This window comes from Pseudomonas sp. Ors-4-3C, assembly GCF_055755035.1.
In genome coordinates this window covers 496134-514710 of sequence record NZ_CM146900.1, presented here as the reverse complement: position 1 = coordinate 514710, position 18577 = coordinate 496134, and the positions used below count along the sequence as shown (strand labels likewise).

Genomic DNA, 18577 nt, shown 5'->3' with positions numbered 1-18577 from the left:
ACATTCAACACATCTGCCGAATGTTATACCGCTTTCGCGAGCAAGCCCGCTCCCACATTGGGTATTGCGAGACCTGTCAGAGACCGTAGCTCATCAGACGATCGTAACGACGCTTGAGCAGCGCTTCGTTGTCGAACTTCTTCAGCATCGCCAGTTGCGAGCTCAGCTCGGCACGGATCGATGCAGCGGCAGCCGCAGGATCACGGTGGGCGCCGCCCAGTGGCTCGCCGATCACCTTGTCAACGATACCCAGACCTTTCAGGCGCTCGGCAGTGATGCCCATCGCCTCTGCGGCGTCCGGCGCTTTTTCGGCGGTTTTCCACAGAATCGAAGCGCAACCTTCCGGCGAGATCACCGCGTAGGTCGAGTATTGCAGCATGTTCAGCTGATCGCAGACACCGATCGCCAGCGCACCGCCGGAACCACCTTCACCGATAACGGTGGCGATGATCGGGGTCTTCAGGCGCGACATCACGCGCAGGTTCCAGGCGATGGCTTCGCTCTGGTTGCGCTCTTCAGCGTCGATCCCAGGGTAAGCACCCGGGGTGTCGATGAAGGTCAGGATCGGCATCTTGAAGCGCTCGGCCATTTCCATCAGACGGCAGGCCTTGCGGTAGCCTTCCGGACGCGGCATGCCGAAGTTGCGGCGTACCTTCTCGCGCACTTCACGGCCCTTCTGGTGACCGATGATCATCACCGGCTGGTCTTCCAGACGTGCCACGCCACCCACAATGGCGGCGTCGTCGGAGAAGTGACGGTCACCGTGCAGTTCGTCGAACTCGGTGAAGATGTGCTCGATGTAGTCGAGGGTGTACGGGCGTTTCGGGTGACGCGCCAGGCGTGCGATCTGCCAGCTGGTCAGCTTGCCGAAGATGTCTTCGGTCAGCGTCTTGCTCTTGTCCTGCAGGCGGGAGATCTCATCGCCGATATTCAGCGAATTGTCATTACCGACCAAGCGCAACTCTTCGATCTTGGCTTGCAGGTCGGCGATCGGCTGTTCGAAATCTAGAAAATTCGGGTTCATAGGCGTCCGTCTTGGGTCGTGTCCCAAATGAGCTTGGGCCGGCCGGTTGTCTATTCGCGCCTACCTTAAGGGAGAGGCGCGCTGAGGTCGAGATTAAAAATTCAGGTTGTGGGCAAGCGCAATGATGGCACTTGCCGGTCAACGGTATTGGAGGAAGACGTTGTCTCGCCCGAACTGGTCACGCAGGGCTTGAATCAACGCATCCGCCGGGTCGATTCGCCAGGTCTCGCCGAACTGCAGCAAGGTCTTCGCATCGGGACTGGTGTACTCCATGGTGATCGGGCACGCCCCGCGGTGACGCTTGAGCAGTTCACCCAACCAGCGTAGCTGATCGCCTTTCAAGTCCTGAGTGTGCAGCTTCAGGCGCAGGCTCTCGGCCAGATTGGTGCGTGCATCTTCCATGCTCATCACCCGCTTGACCCGCAGACGCAAGCCGCCGGAGAAGTCATCGTTGCTGACTTCACCTTCGACCACCACCATCGCGTCGGTCTGCAACAGCGACTGCGCAGAGTGGAACGCATCGGCGAACAGCGACGCTTCGATCCGCCCCGAACGGTCATCGAGGGTGATGAAGCCCATCTTGTCGCCCTTCTTGTTCTTCATCACCCGCAGGGCAATGATCATCCCGGCCACGGTTTGCGTGTCGCGGGCCGGCTTCAGGTCGATGATGCGCTGCCGGGCGAAACGGCGAATTTCGCCCTCGTACTCGTCGATCGGGTGACCGGTGAGGTACAGGCCCAGAGTGTCTTTCTCACCCTTGAGGCGTTCCTTGAGGGTCAGTTCCTTGGCCTTGCGATGGGTCGCGTAAACGTCGGCATCTTCCTCGACGAACAGCCCGCCGAACAGGTCGGCGTGGCCACTGTCGTGGGTGCGTGCGGTCTGTTCGGCAGACTTGATCGCCTCTTCCATCGCCGCCAGCAGCACGGCGCGGTTGCGGTCGATGTTGGCCTGATAAGCCTTTTGCTCGTCGTGGAAATAAGGCCCGAGACGATCCAGTGCGCCGCTACGGATCAAGCCGTCCAGCGTACGCTTGTTGATGCGCTTGAGGTCGACCCGGGCGCAGAAGTCGAACAGATCCTTGAACGGGCCGGCCTGACGCGCTTCGGTGATCGCTTCCACCGGGCCTTCGCCGACGCCTTTGATCGCGCCCAGGCCATAGACGATGCGGCCGTCGTCGTTCACCGTGAACTTGAACTCGGAAGTGTTCACGTCCGGCGCGTCGAGGCGCAGCTTCATCGTGCGCACTTCCTCGATCAAGGTCACGACCTTGTCGGTGTTGTGCATATCCGCCGAGAGTACCGCGGCCATGAACGGCGCCGGGTAGTGCGCCTTCAACCATGCGGTCTGGTACGACACCAGGCCATAGGCGGCGGAGTGGGATTTGTTGAAGCCGTAACCGGCGAATTTTTCCACCAGGTCGAAAATGTTACCGGCCAGGTCGGCATCGATATTGTTGGTCGCGCAACCCTCAATGAAACCGCCACGTTGCTTGGCCATTTCCTCGGGCTTTTTCTTACCCATGGCTCGCCGCAGCATGTCCGCACCACCGAGGGTGTAACCGGCCATGACCTGGGCGATCTGCATCACCTGTTCCTGATACAGGATGATGCCGTAAGTCGGCGCCAATACCGGCTTGAGGCCTTCGTACTGGTAGTCCGAGTGCGGGTACGCCAGTTCGGCGCGACCGTGCTTACGGTTGATGAAGTCGTCCACCATGCCGGACTGCAGCGGGCCCGGACGGAACAGGGCTACCAGTGCGATCAAGTCTTCCAGGCAGTCGGGCTTGAGCTTTTTGATCAGCTCTTTCATGCCGCGCGATTCAAGCTGGAACACCGCGGTGGTTTCGGCTTTCTGCAACAGGCTGTACGTCGGCTTGTCGTCGAGCGGGATGAACGCGATGTCCAGCGGCTCTTCGCCGACCTTGGCGCGGTCGCGGTTGATCGTTTTCAGTGCCCAGTCGATGATCGTCAGGGTTCGCAGGCCGAGGAAGTCGAACTTCACCAGACCGGCCGCCTCCACGTCGTCCTTGTCGAACTGGGTTACCAGACCGTCACCGGCCTCGTCGCAATAGATCGGCGAGAAGTCGGTCAGCTTGGTCGGGGCGATTACCACACCACCGGCGTGCTTGCCGACGTTACGCACCACGCCCTCGAGCTTGCGCGCCATCTCCCAGATTTCCGCCGCTTCTTCATCGACCTTGATGAAGTCACGCAGGATCTCTTCCTGTTCGTAGGCTTTTTCCAGGGTCATGCCGACTTCGAACGGAATCATCTTCGACAGACGATCCGCCAGACCATAGGACTTGCCCTGCACCCGCGCCACGTCACGCACCACAGCCTTCGCGGCCATGGAACCGAAAGTGATGATCTGGCTCACCGCGTTGCGACCGTACTTCTCGGCCACGTAGTCGATCACCCGGTCACGACCGTCCATGCAGAAGTCGACGTCGAAGTCGGGCATCGAGACCCGTTCCGGGTTAAGGAAACGTTCGAACAGCAGGTCGTATTCCAGCGGGTCGAGGTCAGTAATCTTCTGCACGTAAGCCACCAGCGAGCCGGCACCCGACCCCCGGCCAGGACCTACCGGCACGCCGTTGTTCTTGGCCCACTGGATAAAGTCCATCACGATCAGGAAGTAACCGGGGAAGCCCATCTGGATGATGATATCCAGCTCGAAATTCAAGCGATCGACGTAGACCTGACGCTTGGCTTCGTAGTCTTCGGTGGTGTCCTTGGGCAACAGCACCGCGAGGCGTTCTTCGAGACCTTCGAAGGACACCTTGCGGAAATATTCGTCGATGGTCATGCCATCGGGAATCGGGAAGTTGGGCAGGAAGTGCGTGCCCAGTTTCACTTCGATATTGCAGCGCTTGGCGATTTCGACGGTGTTTTCGATGGCGTCGGGAATGTCGCTGAACAGCTCGGCCATTTCCTCGGCGCTTTTGAGGTATTGCTGGTCGCTGTAATTCTTCGAGCGCCGCGGATCGTCGAGCGCGCGGCCCTCGCCGATGCACACGCGGGTTTCGTGAGCGGCGAAGTCTTCCTGCTTGATGAAGCGCACATCGTTGGTCGCTACCAGCGGCGCGCCGAGCTTGTCGGCCAGGGCCACCGCACCGTGCAGTTGTTCTTCGTCGTTGGGACGGTTGGTGCGCTGGATTTCCAGATAGAAACGATCCGGGAACACCGCCATCCATTCACGCGCCAGCGCTTCGGCCTCGGCCGGGTTGCCGCCGATCAGCGCCATGCCGATCTCGCCTTCTTTGGCGGCGGACAACATGATCAGGCCTTCGTTGGCCTCGGCGACCCATTCGCGCTCGATGATGATCATGCCGTTACGCTGGCCCTCGATGAAACCACGCGAGATCAGCTCGGTGAGATTGCGATAGCCCTTGGCGTTCATCACCAACAGGCTGATCCGGCTCAATGGCGCGTCCGGATCCTTGTTCGACAGCCACAGGTCGGCGCCGCAGATCGGCTTGATGCCCGCGCCCATGGCGTTTTTATAGAATTTGACCAGGGAACACATGTTGTTCTGATCGGTGACTGCCACCGCCGGCATGTTCATGCCGGTCAGCGCCTTGACCAGTGGCTTGATCCGCACCAGCCCGTCGACCAGGGAGTATTCAGTGTGCAGGCGTAGATGAACGAATGAAGCCGGCATAGTGATCCTGTCCAGTTACATAGAGACAACAAGGCCCGGATTGTACCGGGCCTCGAACAAAACATCAGCCTTGCGCCTAAACCTGCGTCAGACCTTCCAGCGCCTCGTAAGCCTGACGCACCGGGGCGAACGAGCGCCGGTGAATCGGCGTCGGGCCAAGCCGCACCAACGCTTCCAGATGAACGGGCGTCGGATAGCCTTTATGACCGCCGATGCCGTAACCCGGGTAGATCAATTCGAACGCCGACATCTCCCGGTCGCGACTGACTTTGGCCAGAATCGATGCGGCGGCAATCGCCGGCACCTTGCTGTCGCCCTTCACCACCGCTTCGGCGCGCATCGGCAGTTTCGGGCAGCGGTTACCGTCGATCATCGCCAGTTTCGGCTGAATATGCAGCCCGGCCACCGCACGCTGCATGGCGAGCATGGTCGCGTGCAGGATGTTCAGCTCGTCGATTTCTTCGACTTCGGCGCGGGCGATGCACCAGCTCAGGGATTTCTCGATGATCTCGTCGTAAAGCTTCTCGCGCCGGGCTTCGGTGAGTTTCTTCGAGTCGTTGAGACCGAGAATCGGCCGGTTCGGATCGAGAATCACCGCCGCCGTCACCACTGCCCCGCACAACGGGCCGCGACCGACCTCGTCGACACCGGCCACCAGTTCTTCGACTTCGGCGACCAGAGTGAAATCCAGGCCCATCTGCATCGTCTTGCTCATTGTTTCTGACCGATCAGGTTGAGGACGGCATCCGCCGCCTGATTGGAAGCGTCCAGCCGCAAGGTGCGGTGGATCTCGTCGAAGCCACGGGTCTGTTCTTCGCCGCCTTCGATCAGCGGCGCCAGGGTCTGGGCCAATGCCTCGACTGTCGCATCATCCTGCAACAATTCCGGTACAAGCAGACGCTGGGCCAGCAGGTTCGGCAGCGACACGTAGGGGCTCTTGACCATGCGCTTGAGAATCCAGAAGGTCAGCGGCGCCAGGCGATAAGCAACGACCATTGGCCGCTTGTACAGCAAGGCTTCAAGTGTCGCCGTGCCGGAGGCGATCAACACCGCGTTGCACGCCGCCAGGGCCAGATGCGATTTGCCGTCGAGCAGGGTTACCGGCAAGTCGCGGCCAACCAGCAACTCTTCGAGCTGAGCGCGGCGCTCGGCATTCGCGCACGGGATGACGAAGCGCAACCCCGGGCGCATGGCCCGCAGACGCTCGGCCGTATCCAGGAACAGCGCACCGAGACGACCGACTTCACCACCGCGACTGCCGGGCATCAACGCCACCAGCGGCCCGTCGGGCAAGCCGAGTTCGGCACGCGCTGCGGCGCGATCGGCTTGCAGCGGAATGGTATCGGCCAGCGTATGACCGACGAACCGCACCGGCACGCCTTTCTCTTCGTAGAATTTTGCTTCGAACGGCAACAGGGTGAGCATCAGATCGCAACCTTCGCGAATCTTCAGCACACGCTTCTGGCGCCACGCCCACACCGAAGGGCTGACGTAATGCACGGTTTTGATCCCGGCCTGACGCAGCTTGAGTTCGATGTTGAGGTTGAAATCGGGAGCGTCGATGCCGATGAACACATCCGGTTTCTCGGCAATCAACGTGGCGATCAGGTCCTTGCGGCGCTTGAGCAACTCGCGCAGCCGCCCAAGGACTTCCACCAGGCCCATGACCGACAGACGCTCCATGGGGAAATAAGACGTCAGACCCTCGGCCTGCATCAACGGACCGCCGACACCGATGAACTCGACTGCCGGGTGTTGAGCCTTGAGGGCGCGCATGAGCCCGGCGCCCAAAATATCACCGGAAGCCTCTCCCGCCACCAGCGCAATACGCAGACTGGCCATGATCAGCGGGTGATGCCGCGAGTCGACGACTGGATCGAGTCACGAAACACCGCGACTTCCGGGAACTGCGCAGCAGGCTCGGCCAACTCGGCCAACGCTTGCTCCACGGTCAGGCCCTGGCGATACACCGTTTTATAGGCGCGGCGCAGCGCATGGATCGCGTCTTCGCTGAAACCACGACGGCGCATGCCTTCGAAGTTCATGCTGCGTGCTTCGGCCGGGTTGCCGAACACAGTCACAAACGCCGGAACGTCCTTGCCGATGGCAGTGCCCATGCCGGAAAAGCTGTGGGCGCCGATGTGGCAGTACTGATGCACCAGGGTGAACCCGGAAAGGATCGCCCAATCGTCGACATGTACATGCCCGGCCAAAGCCGTGTTGTTGACCAGAATGCAGTGGTTACCGATGACGCTGTCATGTCCGATGTGGGCATAGGCCATGATCAGGTTGTGATCGCCAAGGGTGGTTTCCGAACGATCCTGAACGGTGCCACGGTGAATCGTCACGCCTTCGCGAATGACGTTGTGATCACCGATCACCAGACGGGTTTCTTCACCCTTGTACTTCAGGTCGGGAGTGTCCTCACCGACCGAGGAAAACTGGTAGATGCGATTGTGCTTGCCGATGCGGGTCGGGCCTTTGAGGACCACGTGCGGCCCGATCACAGTACCCTCGCCGATTTCCACACCTGCGCCGATGATCGACCACGGGCCGACCTCGACGCCGTCAGCCAGAACGGCCGACGGATCGATGATTGCGCGAGGGTCAATCAAACTCATAGCTTGCGTTCCGCACAGATGATTTCAGCCGAGCAGACCGGTTTGCCGTCGACCGAAGCCTGGCATTCGAATTTCCAGATCTGACGCTTGCAGCTGATGAACTTGGCTTCAAGGATCAATTGATCGCCCGGCAGCACTGGCTGACGGAAACGCAGCTTGTCGGAACCGACGAAGTAGTAAAGCGTGCCATCGGCCGGTTTCACGTCGAGCATTTTAAAACCGAGGATCCCGGCAGCCTGGGCCATCGCCTCGATGATCAGCACGCCTGGCATGATTGGATGCGCAGGGAAGTGACCATTGAAGAATGGCTCATTGATGCTGACATTCTTGTAGGCGCGAATGCGCTTGCCTTCAGTGTCCAGTTCCACCACCCGGTCCACCAGCAGGAACGGGTAACGGTGAGGCAGGTATTCGCGAATCTCGTTGATGTCCATCATTTCGGGGGGAAGCCTATGTAAAGATTGGGAGCGCGACTGACGCGCACTCCTCTAGCAAATCAAGGAGGCAGTCTAGAGGCTGTGCACACTTGATATGGAAATGGTATCAGCCATCAGATGAAGCATTACTGCCGGGGGTCACTTCCCCAACGCGCTTTTCCAACTGCTTCAAACGTCGCGCGATGTCATCGAGCTGACGGATGCGGGCCGCGCTTTTGCGCCATTCGGCCGCCGGCTGCATGGCTGTGCCGGAAGAATAGGCGCCTGGCTCGGTAATCGAGTGGGTCACCATGGTCATCCCGGTCAGGAAAACGTTGTCGCAAATATCGATGTGCCCCACCAGACCGACGCCACCGGCGAGCATGCAGTGCTTACCGATCTTGGTGCTGCCGGAGATACCGACACACGCGGCCATGGCGGTGTGATCACCGACCTGGACGTTGTGCGCGATCTGGATCTGGTTGTCGAGCTTCACGCCATTGCCGATCACGGTATCGGCCAGCGCACCACGGTCGATGGCTGTGTTCACACCGATCTCGACATCATCACCGATGGTCACGCCGCCGATCTGCGCGATCTTCTGCCAGACACCTTTCTCGTTGGCAAAACCGAAGCCTTCGCCACCGAGCACGGCACCGGACTGGATCACCACCCGCTTGCCGATGCGCACGTCGTGATAAAGCGTTACCCGCGGAGCGAGCCAGCCGCCCTCGCCGATTTCACTGCGGGCACCGATGACGCAATGAGCGCCCAGGGTGACCTGTGCACCGATGCGCGCACCGGCCTCGATCACCACGAACGGACCGATGCTGGCGCTTGGATCAACCACCGCATCCGGCGCAATCACCGCCGTGGGATGAACACCCGCAGTGGCTTTCGGTTTGGGATCGAACAGGTGAGAGATACGCGCATAAGCCAGATAAGGATCCGGCACCACCAGCGCATTGCCGGCAAAACCTTCGACATCGGCTTCCTTGAGCAATAGCGCAGCCGCCTGGGAACTTGCCAGGTATTTGCGATATTGAGGATTTGCCAGAAAGCTCAACTGAGCTGGGCCAGCCTCCTGCAAGGTGGCTAGCCCAGTAATTTGCGTCTCGGGGTCGCCACGCAGGGTGGCGCCGAGGAACTCGGCCAACTGGCCGAGCTTGATAGTCACGGTCATGGGTTACTTCAGCTGATTCATGCGCTCGATAACCTGGCGCGTGATGTCGTACTGCGGTTTGACATCGATGACTGCGCCACGCTCGAACACCAGGTCAAAACCACCTTTCTTGATGACTTCTTCCACTGCGCTATCCAGTTTCGGCTTCAGTTGCTTGAGCATTTCGCGGTCGGCAACTGCCTTGGCTTCGTTCAGCTCCTTGGACTGGAACTGGAAGTCACGGGCCTTTTGCTTGAATTCAAGTTCCAGACGCTCACGCTCGCCCTGCTGCATCTTGTCGCCACCGGCCATCAGGCGATCCTGAATGCCCTTGGCGCTGCTTTCCAGCGTCTTGAGCTTGGTCAGTTGCGGACCGAATTTCTTCTCGGCATCCACGGCGTATTTCTTGGCCGCGTCGGATTCCAGCAGTGCCATCTGATAGTTCAGAACGGCGATTTTCATGTCGGCGAACGCCGGGCCTGCCACCAGTACGGAGGCCAGGAGAACCAATTGAGTCAACTTACGCACGATGCACTCCTACAAAATCCATTGTCGTTATCTTGGGTCAGACGCTTAGAACGTCTGGCCGAGGGAGAATTGGAACACTTGAGTTTCAGCGTTATCCGGTTTCTTGACCGGCATCGCCAGAGCAAAACTCAGAGGACCCAGTGCGGTGACCCAGGTCACACCCACACCAACGGAACTGGCCATGTTGGTCAGGCTGATGTCATTGCACTTGGTGTTGGACTTCGAACCGTCGGCGTTCACAGTATCTTTGCACTGCGAGTCAAACACGTTACCCACATCCCAGAATACCGAGGTACGCAGGGAGCGCTGATCCTTGACGAATGGCAGCGGGAACAGAACTTCCACACCGCCCTGGATCAGGACGTTACCACCGAACGGCAGCGGATCCTGGTCCGGGTCTGCCAACGTCCCCGGGTTGGTACCCTTACTCGGAGTACTGCGTGGGCCGAGGGTACTGTCCTTGAAGCCGCGAACCGAGTTGAAACCACCAGCATAGTAGTTTTCATAGAAAGGCAAGCCATCGGTCGAACCGTAACCGTCGCCATAACCCAGTTCGGTGTGCAGACGCAGGGTGTAGTTCTCGGTAATCGGCTGGAACAACTGGCCACGGTAGTCGAGCTTGTAGAACGACAGGTCGCTGCCTGGAATGGTGGTTTCCAGGGTCAGGCTCTGCGAGCGACCACGGGTCGGCAACACGCCTTTGTTCAGGGTCGATTCGGACCAGCCGGCCGACGCCTTGAAGTTCAGGTACTGATCGCCTTCCTTTTTAACGAAGTCGAAAATCTCGTCGACGGTGTAGGTACCGGTCTTGATCTTGTCCTGTTGAGCGGACAGACCGAAGGTCAGACGCGAAGTCTCGCTGATCGGGTAGCCAACGTTGACGCCGGCACCCAGGCTGTCTACCGCATAGCTTGCTACGTCGACGTCGAGGTCTTTGTAGTCGGTGGTGCGATAGAACGCGTTGTAACCCAGGCTCACGCCGTCGGCGGTCCAGTAGGGGTCAACGTAGCCGAAGTTGTAGCGGCTCTGGTATTCGCTGCGGGTCAGGCCCACGCTCACACGGTTACCGGTACCCAGGAAGTTGTTCTGGGTGATCGAACCACCGAGGATCAAACCGGCGCTCTGGGCGAAACCGACGCTGGCGGTGATCGAGCCGGAGGCTTGTTCTTCAACGGCGTAGTTCACGTCAACCTGGTCGTCGACACCCGGAACAGCCGGTGTCTCGACGTTCACTTCCTTAAAGAAGCCCAGACGCTCAAGACGGGTCTTGGACTGGTCGATCAGGTAGGTCGAAGCCCAGCCACCCTCCATCTGACGCATTTCGCGACGCAGCACTTCGTCCTCGGACTTGGTGTTGCCACGGAAGTTGATGCGGTTGACGTAGGCGCGCTTGCCCGGATCGACGGCGAACAGGATGTCCACGGTGTGATCGTCGTCATGCGGCTGAGGTATGCCGTTGACGTTGGCGAAGGTGTAACCCTCGTTACCCAGACGGCGAGTGATCAGTTCGGAGGTGGTGGTCATCAGCTTGCGCGAGAACACCTGGCCTTTCTGCACCAGCAACAACGACTTGACCTGGTCTTCAGGCACCTTCAGGTCACCGCTGAGCTTGACGTCACGAACGGTGTACTTCTCGCCTTCGGTGATGTTGACGGTGATGTAGACGTGCTTCTTGTCCGGGGTGATGGACACCTGGGTCGAAGCGATATCCATGTTGATATAGCCGCGGTCCAGGTAGTAGGAACGCAGACGCTCCAGGTCACCGGAGAGCTTTTCACGGGCGTACTTGTCGTCGTTCTTGAAGAACGACAGCCAGTTGGTGGTTTTCAGCTCGAACAGGTCGATCAGGTCGTCGTCAGGGAAAACCGTGTTGCCCACCACGTTGATGTGCTGGATGGCAGCCACAGTGCCTTCGTTGATCTTCACTTTCAGGGCTACGCGGTTACGCGGCTGCGAGACCACTTCGGTATCAACCGTGGCCGAATAGCGGCCCTGCGCAACGTACTGGCGCTGCAGCTCGTTACGCACACCTTCGAGGGTGGCGCGCTGGAAGATCTCGCCTTCCGAGAGTCCGGACTGCTTGAGGCCTTTCATCAGGTCTTCGGTAGAGATCGCCTTGTTACCTTCGATCTCGATACTCGCGACCGACGGGCGCTCGACGACCGTGATCACCAGAACGTTGCCTTCGCGGCCCAGCTGGATATCTTGAAAGAAACCGGTTTTGAACAACGCACGAGTGGATTCCACCAGGCGACGATCATCCGCCTGCTCGCCGACGTTCAACGGCAAGGCACCAAAGACGCTACCCGCGGAGACCCGCTGGAGGCCATTGACGCGAATATCAGAGATAGTGAAGGACTCGGCGTGAACTTCGGCGATCATCAATACGGTGAGAACCGCAGTTAGCAGCAGACGTTTCATGAAGTCCTTTCTTATTCCAACTGGCAATAAACAAACTGCCGCAAAATGCGGCAGATTCGCAATTCAGCGAAGCTTTACAGACGGCCCAGATCATTGACCAGAGCAAGCAACATCACTCCGACCACCAAACTGATACCGATCTGCACCCCCCAACCTTGCACCCGATCCGACAAGGGGCGACCACGCACCCACTCAATCAGATAAAACAACAAATGCCCCCCATCCAGTACAGGGATGGGCAGCAAATTCAGAACTCCCAGGCTAATACTCAGATAAGCAAGGAAATTCAGGAAATCAGCAACGCCCGACTGGGCAGAAGCGCCCGCCACTTTAGCAATGGTTATCGGCCCACTCAAGTTTTTTACCGAGAGCTCGCCAAACAGCATTTTCTTCAGTGAGTCCAGCGTCAGGATGCTCATGGTCCAGGTACGTCGGGCACCCTCGCCAATCGCGGCCAACGGGCCATAACTGACCTCGCGGATCATTTCCGGCGGCCAGTCCACGGCTTTTACGCCGGCCCCGAGATAACCACTCGGCGCTTTGCTTTCGCCGCGCGCCGCCAGGGTCACCGGGACGTCGATTTGAGCACCGTCACGCTCGACGCGCAGCAAGATTTTGGTATCAGGACGCGTACGAACGGTATCGACCACTTGCTGCCAGTCACCCAGCGCCTGACCATCGAGCGACAGCAGACGGTCGCCGGTTTTCAGACCAGCGGCCTGCGCCGGACCTTTTGGATCGAGCTCGGCCAGCACTGGCGGCAGGGCCGGGCGCCATGGACGAATCCCCAGCGAGCGAATCGGATCGGGCTCGTCCGCCCCTTTAAGCCAATGATCGAGCGCCAGTTCGCGCGGCGTATCCGCTGTAGAGCCCTGCTCACGCACGAGCAATTGCAGGGCCCCGCTTTCCCCAAGACGACGGACCAACTGCAAATTGACCGCCGCCCAGCCAGAAGTGGGCTCGCCATCAATGGCGACGATTTCCTGACCGGCACTCAAGCCAGCCCTGGCCGCAATGCTCCCGGACTCGACAGCACCGATGACCGGACGGATCTGCTCGCTGCCGAGCATGGCCAGCACCCAGAAAAACACCAGGGCCAACAGGAAGTTGGCGATCGGCCCCGCTGCAACAATAGCGATACGCTGGCGAACCGATTTGCGATTGAAGGATTGATGAAGCTGATCGGCCGGGACTTCGCCCTCACGCTCATCGAGCATTTTGACGTAGCCACCCAGCGGAATCGCGGCGACGACAAACTCGGTACCCTGCTTGTCGTGCCAGCGCAGCAAGGGCATGCCGAAGCCCACGGAGAAACGCAAAACCTTGACGCCACAGCGACGCGCGACCCAGAAATGGCCGAATTCGTGAAAGGTGACCAGCACACCCAAAGCGATCAGGGTGCCGGCAATCATATAGAGCGCGCTCATCTACTTTCTCCGCAATCCTGTTCAGTGCCGCGTGAAGCCATGGTCCTGCAACGGCTATCGGCCGTGACGATCAAGCCATTGTTCGGCCAGAATCCGCGCTTTCGCGTCAGCGGTAAACACCGCGTCCAGATCCTCAAGCGCAACCACTGGCTCGAGATTCAGCACATCCTCGATGATACTCGCGATTTCCAGATAACCAACGCGTCCGTCGAGAAACGCCGCGACCGCCACTTCGTTGGCCGCATTGAGCATGGCCGGCGCGCTGTTGCCAGCCTCTGCCGCCTGTCGCGCCAGGCGCAGGCAAGGGAAGCGCTGCTCGTCCGGTGCTTCGAAATCCAGGCGGGCAATGGCAAACAGGTCCAGCGGCGCCACACCCGAGTCGATCCGCTCAGGCCAGGCCAATGCGTTGGCAATCGGCGTGCGCATGTCAGGGTTGCCCAACTGCGCCAATACCGAGCCATCCACATAGTCGACCAGCGAGTGAATCACACTCTGCGGATGAATCACCACCTCGACCTGCGACGGCTTGGCGTCGAACAGCCAGCAAGCCTCGATCAACTCCAGGCCCTTGTTCATCATGCTGGCCGAATCCACCGAGATCTTGCGACCCATGGACCAGTTCGGGTGAGCACATGCCTGATCAGGCGAAACATGCGCCAGTTCGCTCATCGGCGTCTGACGGAAAGGACCGCCCGAAGCCGTCAGCAAAATCCGCCGCACGCCAACAGCGCCCAGACCACGGGAAAAATCCTGCGGCATGCACTGGAAGATCGCGTTGTGTTCGCTGTCGATCGGCAGCAACACCGAACCGCTCTTGTGCACGGCCTGCATGAACAGCGCGCCGGACATCACCAACGCTTCTTTGTTGGCCAGAAGGATTTTCTTCCCGGCCTGCACCGCTGCCAGGGTCGGGCGCAGACCCGCGGCGCCAACGATGGCAGCCATCACGGCATCGACTTCAGGTGCGGAGGCGACCTGGCACAGGCCCTCCTCCCCGACCAATACGCGAGTGGATAAACCGGCAGCACGCAAGTCGTCCTGCAAACCACGCGCCGCCGCCACTTCCGGCACGACTGCGAATTGCGGCACATGGCGCACGCACAAGGCCAGCAACTCGCTCAGGCGCGTGAAGCCGCTCAGTGCGAAAACCTGATAACGCTCAGGATGACGAGCGATGACGTCGAGGGTGCTCAGACCGATCGAGCCGGTAGCCCCCAGAACGGTAATCTGTTGAGGGCGGCTCACGGTGCAGCCATCCACAGCAATACAGCGAAAATCGGGATCGCGGCGGTCAGACTGTCGATGCGATCAAGCACACCGCCATGACCGGGCAGCAGGTTGCTGCTGTCCTTGATGCCGGATTGACGCTTGAACATGCTCTCGGTGAGGTCGCCCACCACCGAAATGAATACGATCAACGCAGCGCCGATCAGGCCCTTGAGCAGCTCGCCAACGGTCCAGTCACGTACCAGGCCGACGATCGCGGTAATCACCAGGCTCAGCGCCAGACCACCGTAAACGCCTTCCCAGCTTTTGCCAGGGCTGACTTGCGGCGCCAGTTTGCGCTTGCCAAAGGCACGGCCGGAGAAATAGGCACCGATATCGGCCCCCCAGACCAGCACCATCACCGCCATGATCAACCAGTTACCCAGCGGGTACTGCTTGATCTGAACCAGCCCTTGCCAGGCCGGCAGCAAGATCAGCAAGCCGATCACCAGTTTGGTGGCCGCCGTGGACCAGTGCTCGCTCGAACGCGGATAGGTCAGCACCAGATAGGTCGCCACCGCCCACCACAACACCGAGGCGCCCAACACCCAAGGGGCAAGGCCCGGCAGGACGTACATGACGAACAGCATCAGCGCGACGACAGCGGCAAAGCCGACACGGAACGACTGCGCGGTAAAGCCAGCCAGACGCGCCCATTCCCAGGCGCCCAGGCTCACGACCAGACCGATGAACAGCGCAAAACCAGACCCTTCGAGCAGGAAAAACCCGCACAGAGCGATCGGCAGCAGGATCAGCGCAGTGATGATTCGTTGTTTAAGCATTAAACCCGGGCTCCAGCTTCGACCTGTTCGCTCGTTTTACCGAAGCGACGCTGGCGCGAAGCGAAATCGGCCAGCGCGGTGCGCATGGCTTCGTGTTTGAAGTCCGGCCAGAACAGGTCGGAGAAGTACAACTCGGCGTACGCCAGTTGCCACAGCAGGAAGTTGCTGATGCGGTGTTCGCCACCGGTGCGGATGCACAGATCCGGCAACGGCAGGTCGCCGGTGGCCAGACAGGTCTGCAGCAGATCCGGAGTGATATCTTCCGGACGCAGATGCCCGGCCTGGACTTCACGCGCCAGACGCTGCGCCGCTTGGGCGATATCCCACTGACCGCCGTAGTTGGCGGCGATCTGCAGGATAAAGCGGTTGGCACCGGCCGTCATGGCTTCCGCCTCGCGCATTGCCGCCTGAAGCTCAGGGTGGAAGCGCGAGCGATCACCGATGATGCGCAAGCTGATGTTGTTGTCGTTGAGGCGCTTGGCCTCACGACGCAACGCCTTGAAGAACAGATCCATCAAGGCACTGACTTCATCGGCCGGGCGCTGCCAGTTTTCACTGGAAAAGGCGAACAGGGTGAGCACTTCGACCTTGGCCTCGGCGCACACCTCGATTACCGCCCGCACAGCATCCACGCCGGCTTTATGCCCGGCAACACCCGGCATAAAGCGTTTTTTCGCCCAGCGATTGTTGCCATCCATGATGATCGCGACATGGCGCGGCACCGCGGACGGCGCAGACTGCTTGGTCTTGTCCATTTGAAACTCGACCCTTATACGGCCATCAGGTCTTTTTCTTTCTCGTCCGTGGCCTTGGTGATCTGGGCCTCGAAGTCTTTGGTCAGCTTGTCGATTTCAGCGGTGGCACGACGCTCTTCGTCTTCGCTGATTTCTTTATCCTTGACCAGTTTTTTCAGCTCACCCAGCGCATCACGGCGGATATTGCGCACAGCAACACGTGCATCTTCAGCGGCAGCACGCGCCTGCTTGGTGAAGCCCTTACGGGTTTCTTCGGTCAGGGCCGGCATGGAGATCAGCAGCAGTTCACCCAGGTTGGTCGGGTTCAGGTTCAGACCGGCGCTCTGGATCGCTTTGTCGACGGCCGCCAGCATGTTGCGCTCGAAAGCGACGACTTGCAGGGTGCGGGAGTCTTTTACAGTGATGTTGGCCACTTGAGTGATGGAAGTGTCTGCGCCGTAGTACGGCACCATCACGCTGCCCAGGATGCTTGGGTGAGCCTTGCCGGTACGAATCTGGCCGAATGCATGGGCCAGAGAGTCCAGGGATTTCTGCATGCGCTCTTGAGCGTCTTTCTTGATTTCGTTGATCATTGTTGACCTTCCTCGATCAGAGTGCCTTCAGCGCCGCCATGCACGATGTTCAGCAGGGCGCCGGGCTTGTTCATGTTGAATACGCGCAGCGGCATTTTGTGGTCGCGGCACAGGCAAATCGCTGTCAGATCCATTACACCCAGCTTGCGATCCAGCACTTCATCATAAGTCAGATGATCGAACTTCTCGGCATGCGGGTCTTTGAACGGGTCAGCGGTATAGACGCCATCGACCTTGGTCGCCTTCAGCACGACGTCAGCGTCGATCTCGATGGCGCGCAGGCAGGCTGCCGAATCCGTGGTGAAGAACGGATTACCGGTACCGGCGGCAAAAATCACCACGTCCTTGGAGTTCAGGTGGCGCATGGCTTTGCGGCGATCATAGTGATCGGTCACGCCAACCATGGAAATGGCCGACATCACGATGGCCGAGATATTGGCACGTTCCAGCGCATCACGCATGGCCAGGGCGTTCATCACAGTGGCCAGCATGCCCATGTGGTCGCCTGTCACCCGATCCATGCCAGCCTTGCTCAAGGCCTCGCCACGGAACAGGTTGCCACCGCCGATCACCAGACCGACCTGTACGCCGATGCCGACCAGTTGGCCGACTTCCAGCGCCATCCGATCCAGCACTTTTGGATCGATCCCGAACTCTTCCGAGCCCATCAGGGCCTCGCCGCTAAGCTTGAGTAGAATGCGTTTATAGCGAGCCTGATAACCACTGCCCTGCTGAGCCATTGCGAATCTCTCCTGCGGCGTATTTAAAAAATTCTGTGCAAGCTGTTTTACAGCTGGCGTTCACTCTAGCTTGGCGCTGCTTCAGCGCCATCGGAACCTGGCTTTGTAAGTCAGTTCCCAGTGGAAACCAATAAAAAATTGGTAACCCCATCTGAAAAGAGGCTGCGCGCGTGAGCGGGCAGCCTCTTTCGGGCGACAGTTGAAAAACCGTCTTATTGCTTGGCGGCAGCCAGCTGGGCAGCAACTTCTTCAGCGAAGTTGTCGACCGGCTTCTCGATGCCTTCGCCTACTTTGAAGTAGGTGAAGGAAACGATTTCTGCGCCGCCTTTCTTGGCCAGCTCGCCAACCTTGATTTCAGGGTTCTTGACGAACGCCTGCTCAACCAGGCTCGCTTCTGCCAGGAACTTGCTGATACGGCCTTTGACCATGTTCTCAACAATGTTTTCTGGCTTGCCTTTGATCTTCTCTTCGTTCAGCTGCAGGAACACAGCTTTTTCACGCTCGATCGCTTCAGCCGAAACTTGCGAAGGCAGCAGGAACTCAGGGTTGCTCGCAGCGACGTGCATCGCGATGTCTTTGGCCAGCTCGACGTCACCGCCTTTCAGAGCCACAACAACACCGATCTTGTTGCCGTGCAGGTAAGAACCTACAACGTCACCTTCGATACGGGCCAGACGACGGATGTTGACGTTCTCGCCTACTTTGGCAACCAGTGCTTCGCGAGCAGCTTCTTGCGAAGCGATCAGCGGAGCAGCGTCGGTCAGCTTGTCAGCGAAAGCTTTTTCAACGCTGGCAGCGACGAAGTTCTTGAAGTCGTCTTGCAGAGCCAGGAAGTCGGTCTGCGAGTTCACTTCCAGGATAACGGCAGCTTTACCGTCGTCCTTGATTGCGATTGCGCCTTCAGCGGCAACGTTGCCAGCCTTTTTCGCAGCCTTGATCGCGCCCGAAGCACGCATGTCATCAATGGCTTTTTCGATGTCGCCGTCAGCCTTTTCCAGGGCTTTCTTGCAGTCCATCATGCCTTCGCCGGTACGCTCGCGCAGTTCTTTAACCAACGCTGCAGTAATTGCTGCCATTTTCAAATTCCTCTTGGATAGGTTTTCAACCATTCCACCCGATCGAACGGGCGTTCAATTCTTCCCGAATCACCTTGTACCCGCCGCACGTTACAGATGCAGGGGCTGCGCCACCAGACACGGGCGC

General features: G+C 59.3%; 16 protein-coding genes. All 16 read right to left on the bottom strand.

Features of this window, described 5'->3' with window-relative positions:
* Nucleotides 1–76: 76 nt before the first annotated feature.
* Nucleotides 77–1024, bottom strand: a complete 948-nt coding sequence (locus ACVHNU_RS02295) for an acetyl-CoA carboxylase carboxyltransferase subunit alpha (protein WP_045122315.1) — start codon at nt 1022–1024, stop codon at nt 77–79.
* Nucleotides 1025–1162: 138 nt separating this feature from the next.
* Nucleotides 1163–4684 (bottom strand): DNA polymerase III subunit alpha, encoded by a 3522-nt coding sequence (gene dnaE, locus ACVHNU_RS02290; protein ID WP_003222149.1) that lies wholly within the window; start codon nt 4682–4684, stop codon nt 1163–1165.
* A 76-nt stretch (nt 4685–4760) separates the two neighbouring features.
* Nucleotides 4761–5387 carry a ribonuclease HII gene (gene rnhB, locus ACVHNU_RS02285; RefSeq protein ID WP_003222148.1) on the bottom strand — a complete coding sequence of 209 codons (627 nt, stop codon included), beginning with the start codon at nt 5385–5387 and terminating at the stop codon, nt 4761–4763.
* Between the two features lie 8 nt (nt 5388–5395).
* Complete coding sequence (gene lpxB, locus ACVHNU_RS02280) at nt 5396–6526, bottom strand: lipid-A-disaccharide synthase (protein ID WP_237403037.1); 1131 nt, start codon at nt 6524–6526, stop codon at nt 5396–5398.
* A gap of 2 nt (nt 6527–6528) precedes the next feature.
* Nucleotides 6529–7305, bottom strand: coding sequence for an acyl-ACP--UDP-N-acetylglucosamine O-acyltransferase (lpxA, locus tag ACVHNU_RS02275; RefSeq protein ID WP_103486496.1), 777 nt, complete (start codon nt 7303–7305; stop codon nt 6529–6531).
* Entirely contained in the window at nt 7302–7742 is a 441-nt protein-coding gene (fabZ, locus tag ACVHNU_RS02270; RefSeq protein WP_003222142.1) for a 3-hydroxyacyl-ACP dehydratase FabZ, read from the bottom strand. The genes lpxA and fabZ overlap by 4 nt, the downstream gene beginning before the upstream one ends.
* A 106-nt stretch (nt 7743–7848) precedes the next feature.
* Nucleotides 7849–8904: a UDP-3-O-(3-hydroxymyristoyl)glucosamine N-acyltransferase gene (gene lpxD, locus ACVHNU_RS02265; protein WP_045122314.1), complete on the bottom strand. Its 1056-nt coding sequence runs from the start codon at nt 8902–8904 to the stop codon at nt 7849–7851.
* A gap of 3 nt (nt 8905–8907) precedes the next feature.
* Entirely contained in the window at nt 8908–9411 is a 504-nt protein-coding gene (locus ACVHNU_RS02260) for an OmpH/Skp family outer membrane protein (RefSeq protein WP_003222140.1), read from the bottom strand.
* Nucleotides 9412–9456: 45 nt separating this feature from the next.
* Nucleotides 9457–11832, bottom strand: coding sequence for an outer membrane protein assembly factor BamA (gene bamA / locus ACVHNU_RS02255; RefSeq protein ID WP_262142718.1), 2376 nt, complete (start codon nt 11830–11832; stop codon nt 9457–9459).
* A gap of 74 nt (nt 11833–11906) precedes the next feature.
* Nucleotides 11907–13259: a sigma E protease regulator RseP gene (gene rseP / locus ACVHNU_RS02250; protein ID WP_003222134.1), complete on the bottom strand. Its 1353-nt coding sequence runs from the start codon at nt 13257–13259 to the stop codon at nt 11907–11909.
* 54 nt (nt 13260–13313) lie between these two features.
* Nucleotides 13314–14504: a 1-deoxy-D-xylulose-5-phosphate reductoisomerase gene (gene ispC / locus ACVHNU_RS02245; RefSeq protein WP_262142717.1), complete on the bottom strand. Its 1191-nt coding sequence runs from the start codon at nt 14502–14504 to the stop codon at nt 13314–13316.
* Nucleotides 14501–15307 (bottom strand): phosphatidate cytidylyltransferase, encoded by an 807-nt coding sequence (locus ACVHNU_RS02240; RefSeq protein WP_003222130.1) that lies wholly within the window; start codon nt 15305–15307, stop codon nt 14501–14503. Before ACVHNU_RS02240 ends, ispC begins: the two co-directional genes overlap by 4 nt.
* Entirely contained in the window at nt 15307–16062 is a 756-nt protein-coding gene (gene uppS / locus ACVHNU_RS02235; RefSeq protein WP_003222128.1) for a polyprenyl diphosphate synthase, read from the bottom strand. The genes ACVHNU_RS02240 and uppS overlap by 1 nt, the downstream gene beginning before the upstream one ends.
* A gap of 14 nt (nt 16063–16076) precedes the next feature.
* The gene (gene frr / locus ACVHNU_RS02230; protein ID WP_103520496.1) at nt 16077–16634 is read right to left on the bottom strand and encodes a ribosome recycling factor; all 558 of its coding nucleotides are present in this window, start codon (nt 16632–16634) and stop codon (nt 16077–16079) included.
* A complete protein-coding gene (gene pyrH, locus ACVHNU_RS02225) occupies nt 16631–17374 on the bottom strand; it encodes a UMP kinase (RefSeq protein WP_003222124.1) in 744 nt (247 codons plus the stop codon). The genes frr and pyrH overlap by 4 nt, the downstream gene beginning before the upstream one ends.
* A 212-nt stretch (nt 17375–17586) precedes the next feature.
* Nucleotides 17587–18450 carry a translation elongation factor Ts gene (tsf, locus tag ACVHNU_RS02220; protein ID WP_027611027.1) on the bottom strand — a complete coding sequence of 288 codons (864 nt, stop codon included), beginning with the start codon at nt 18448–18450 and terminating at the stop codon, nt 17587–17589.
* Nucleotides 18451–18577: the final 127 nt, after the last annotated feature.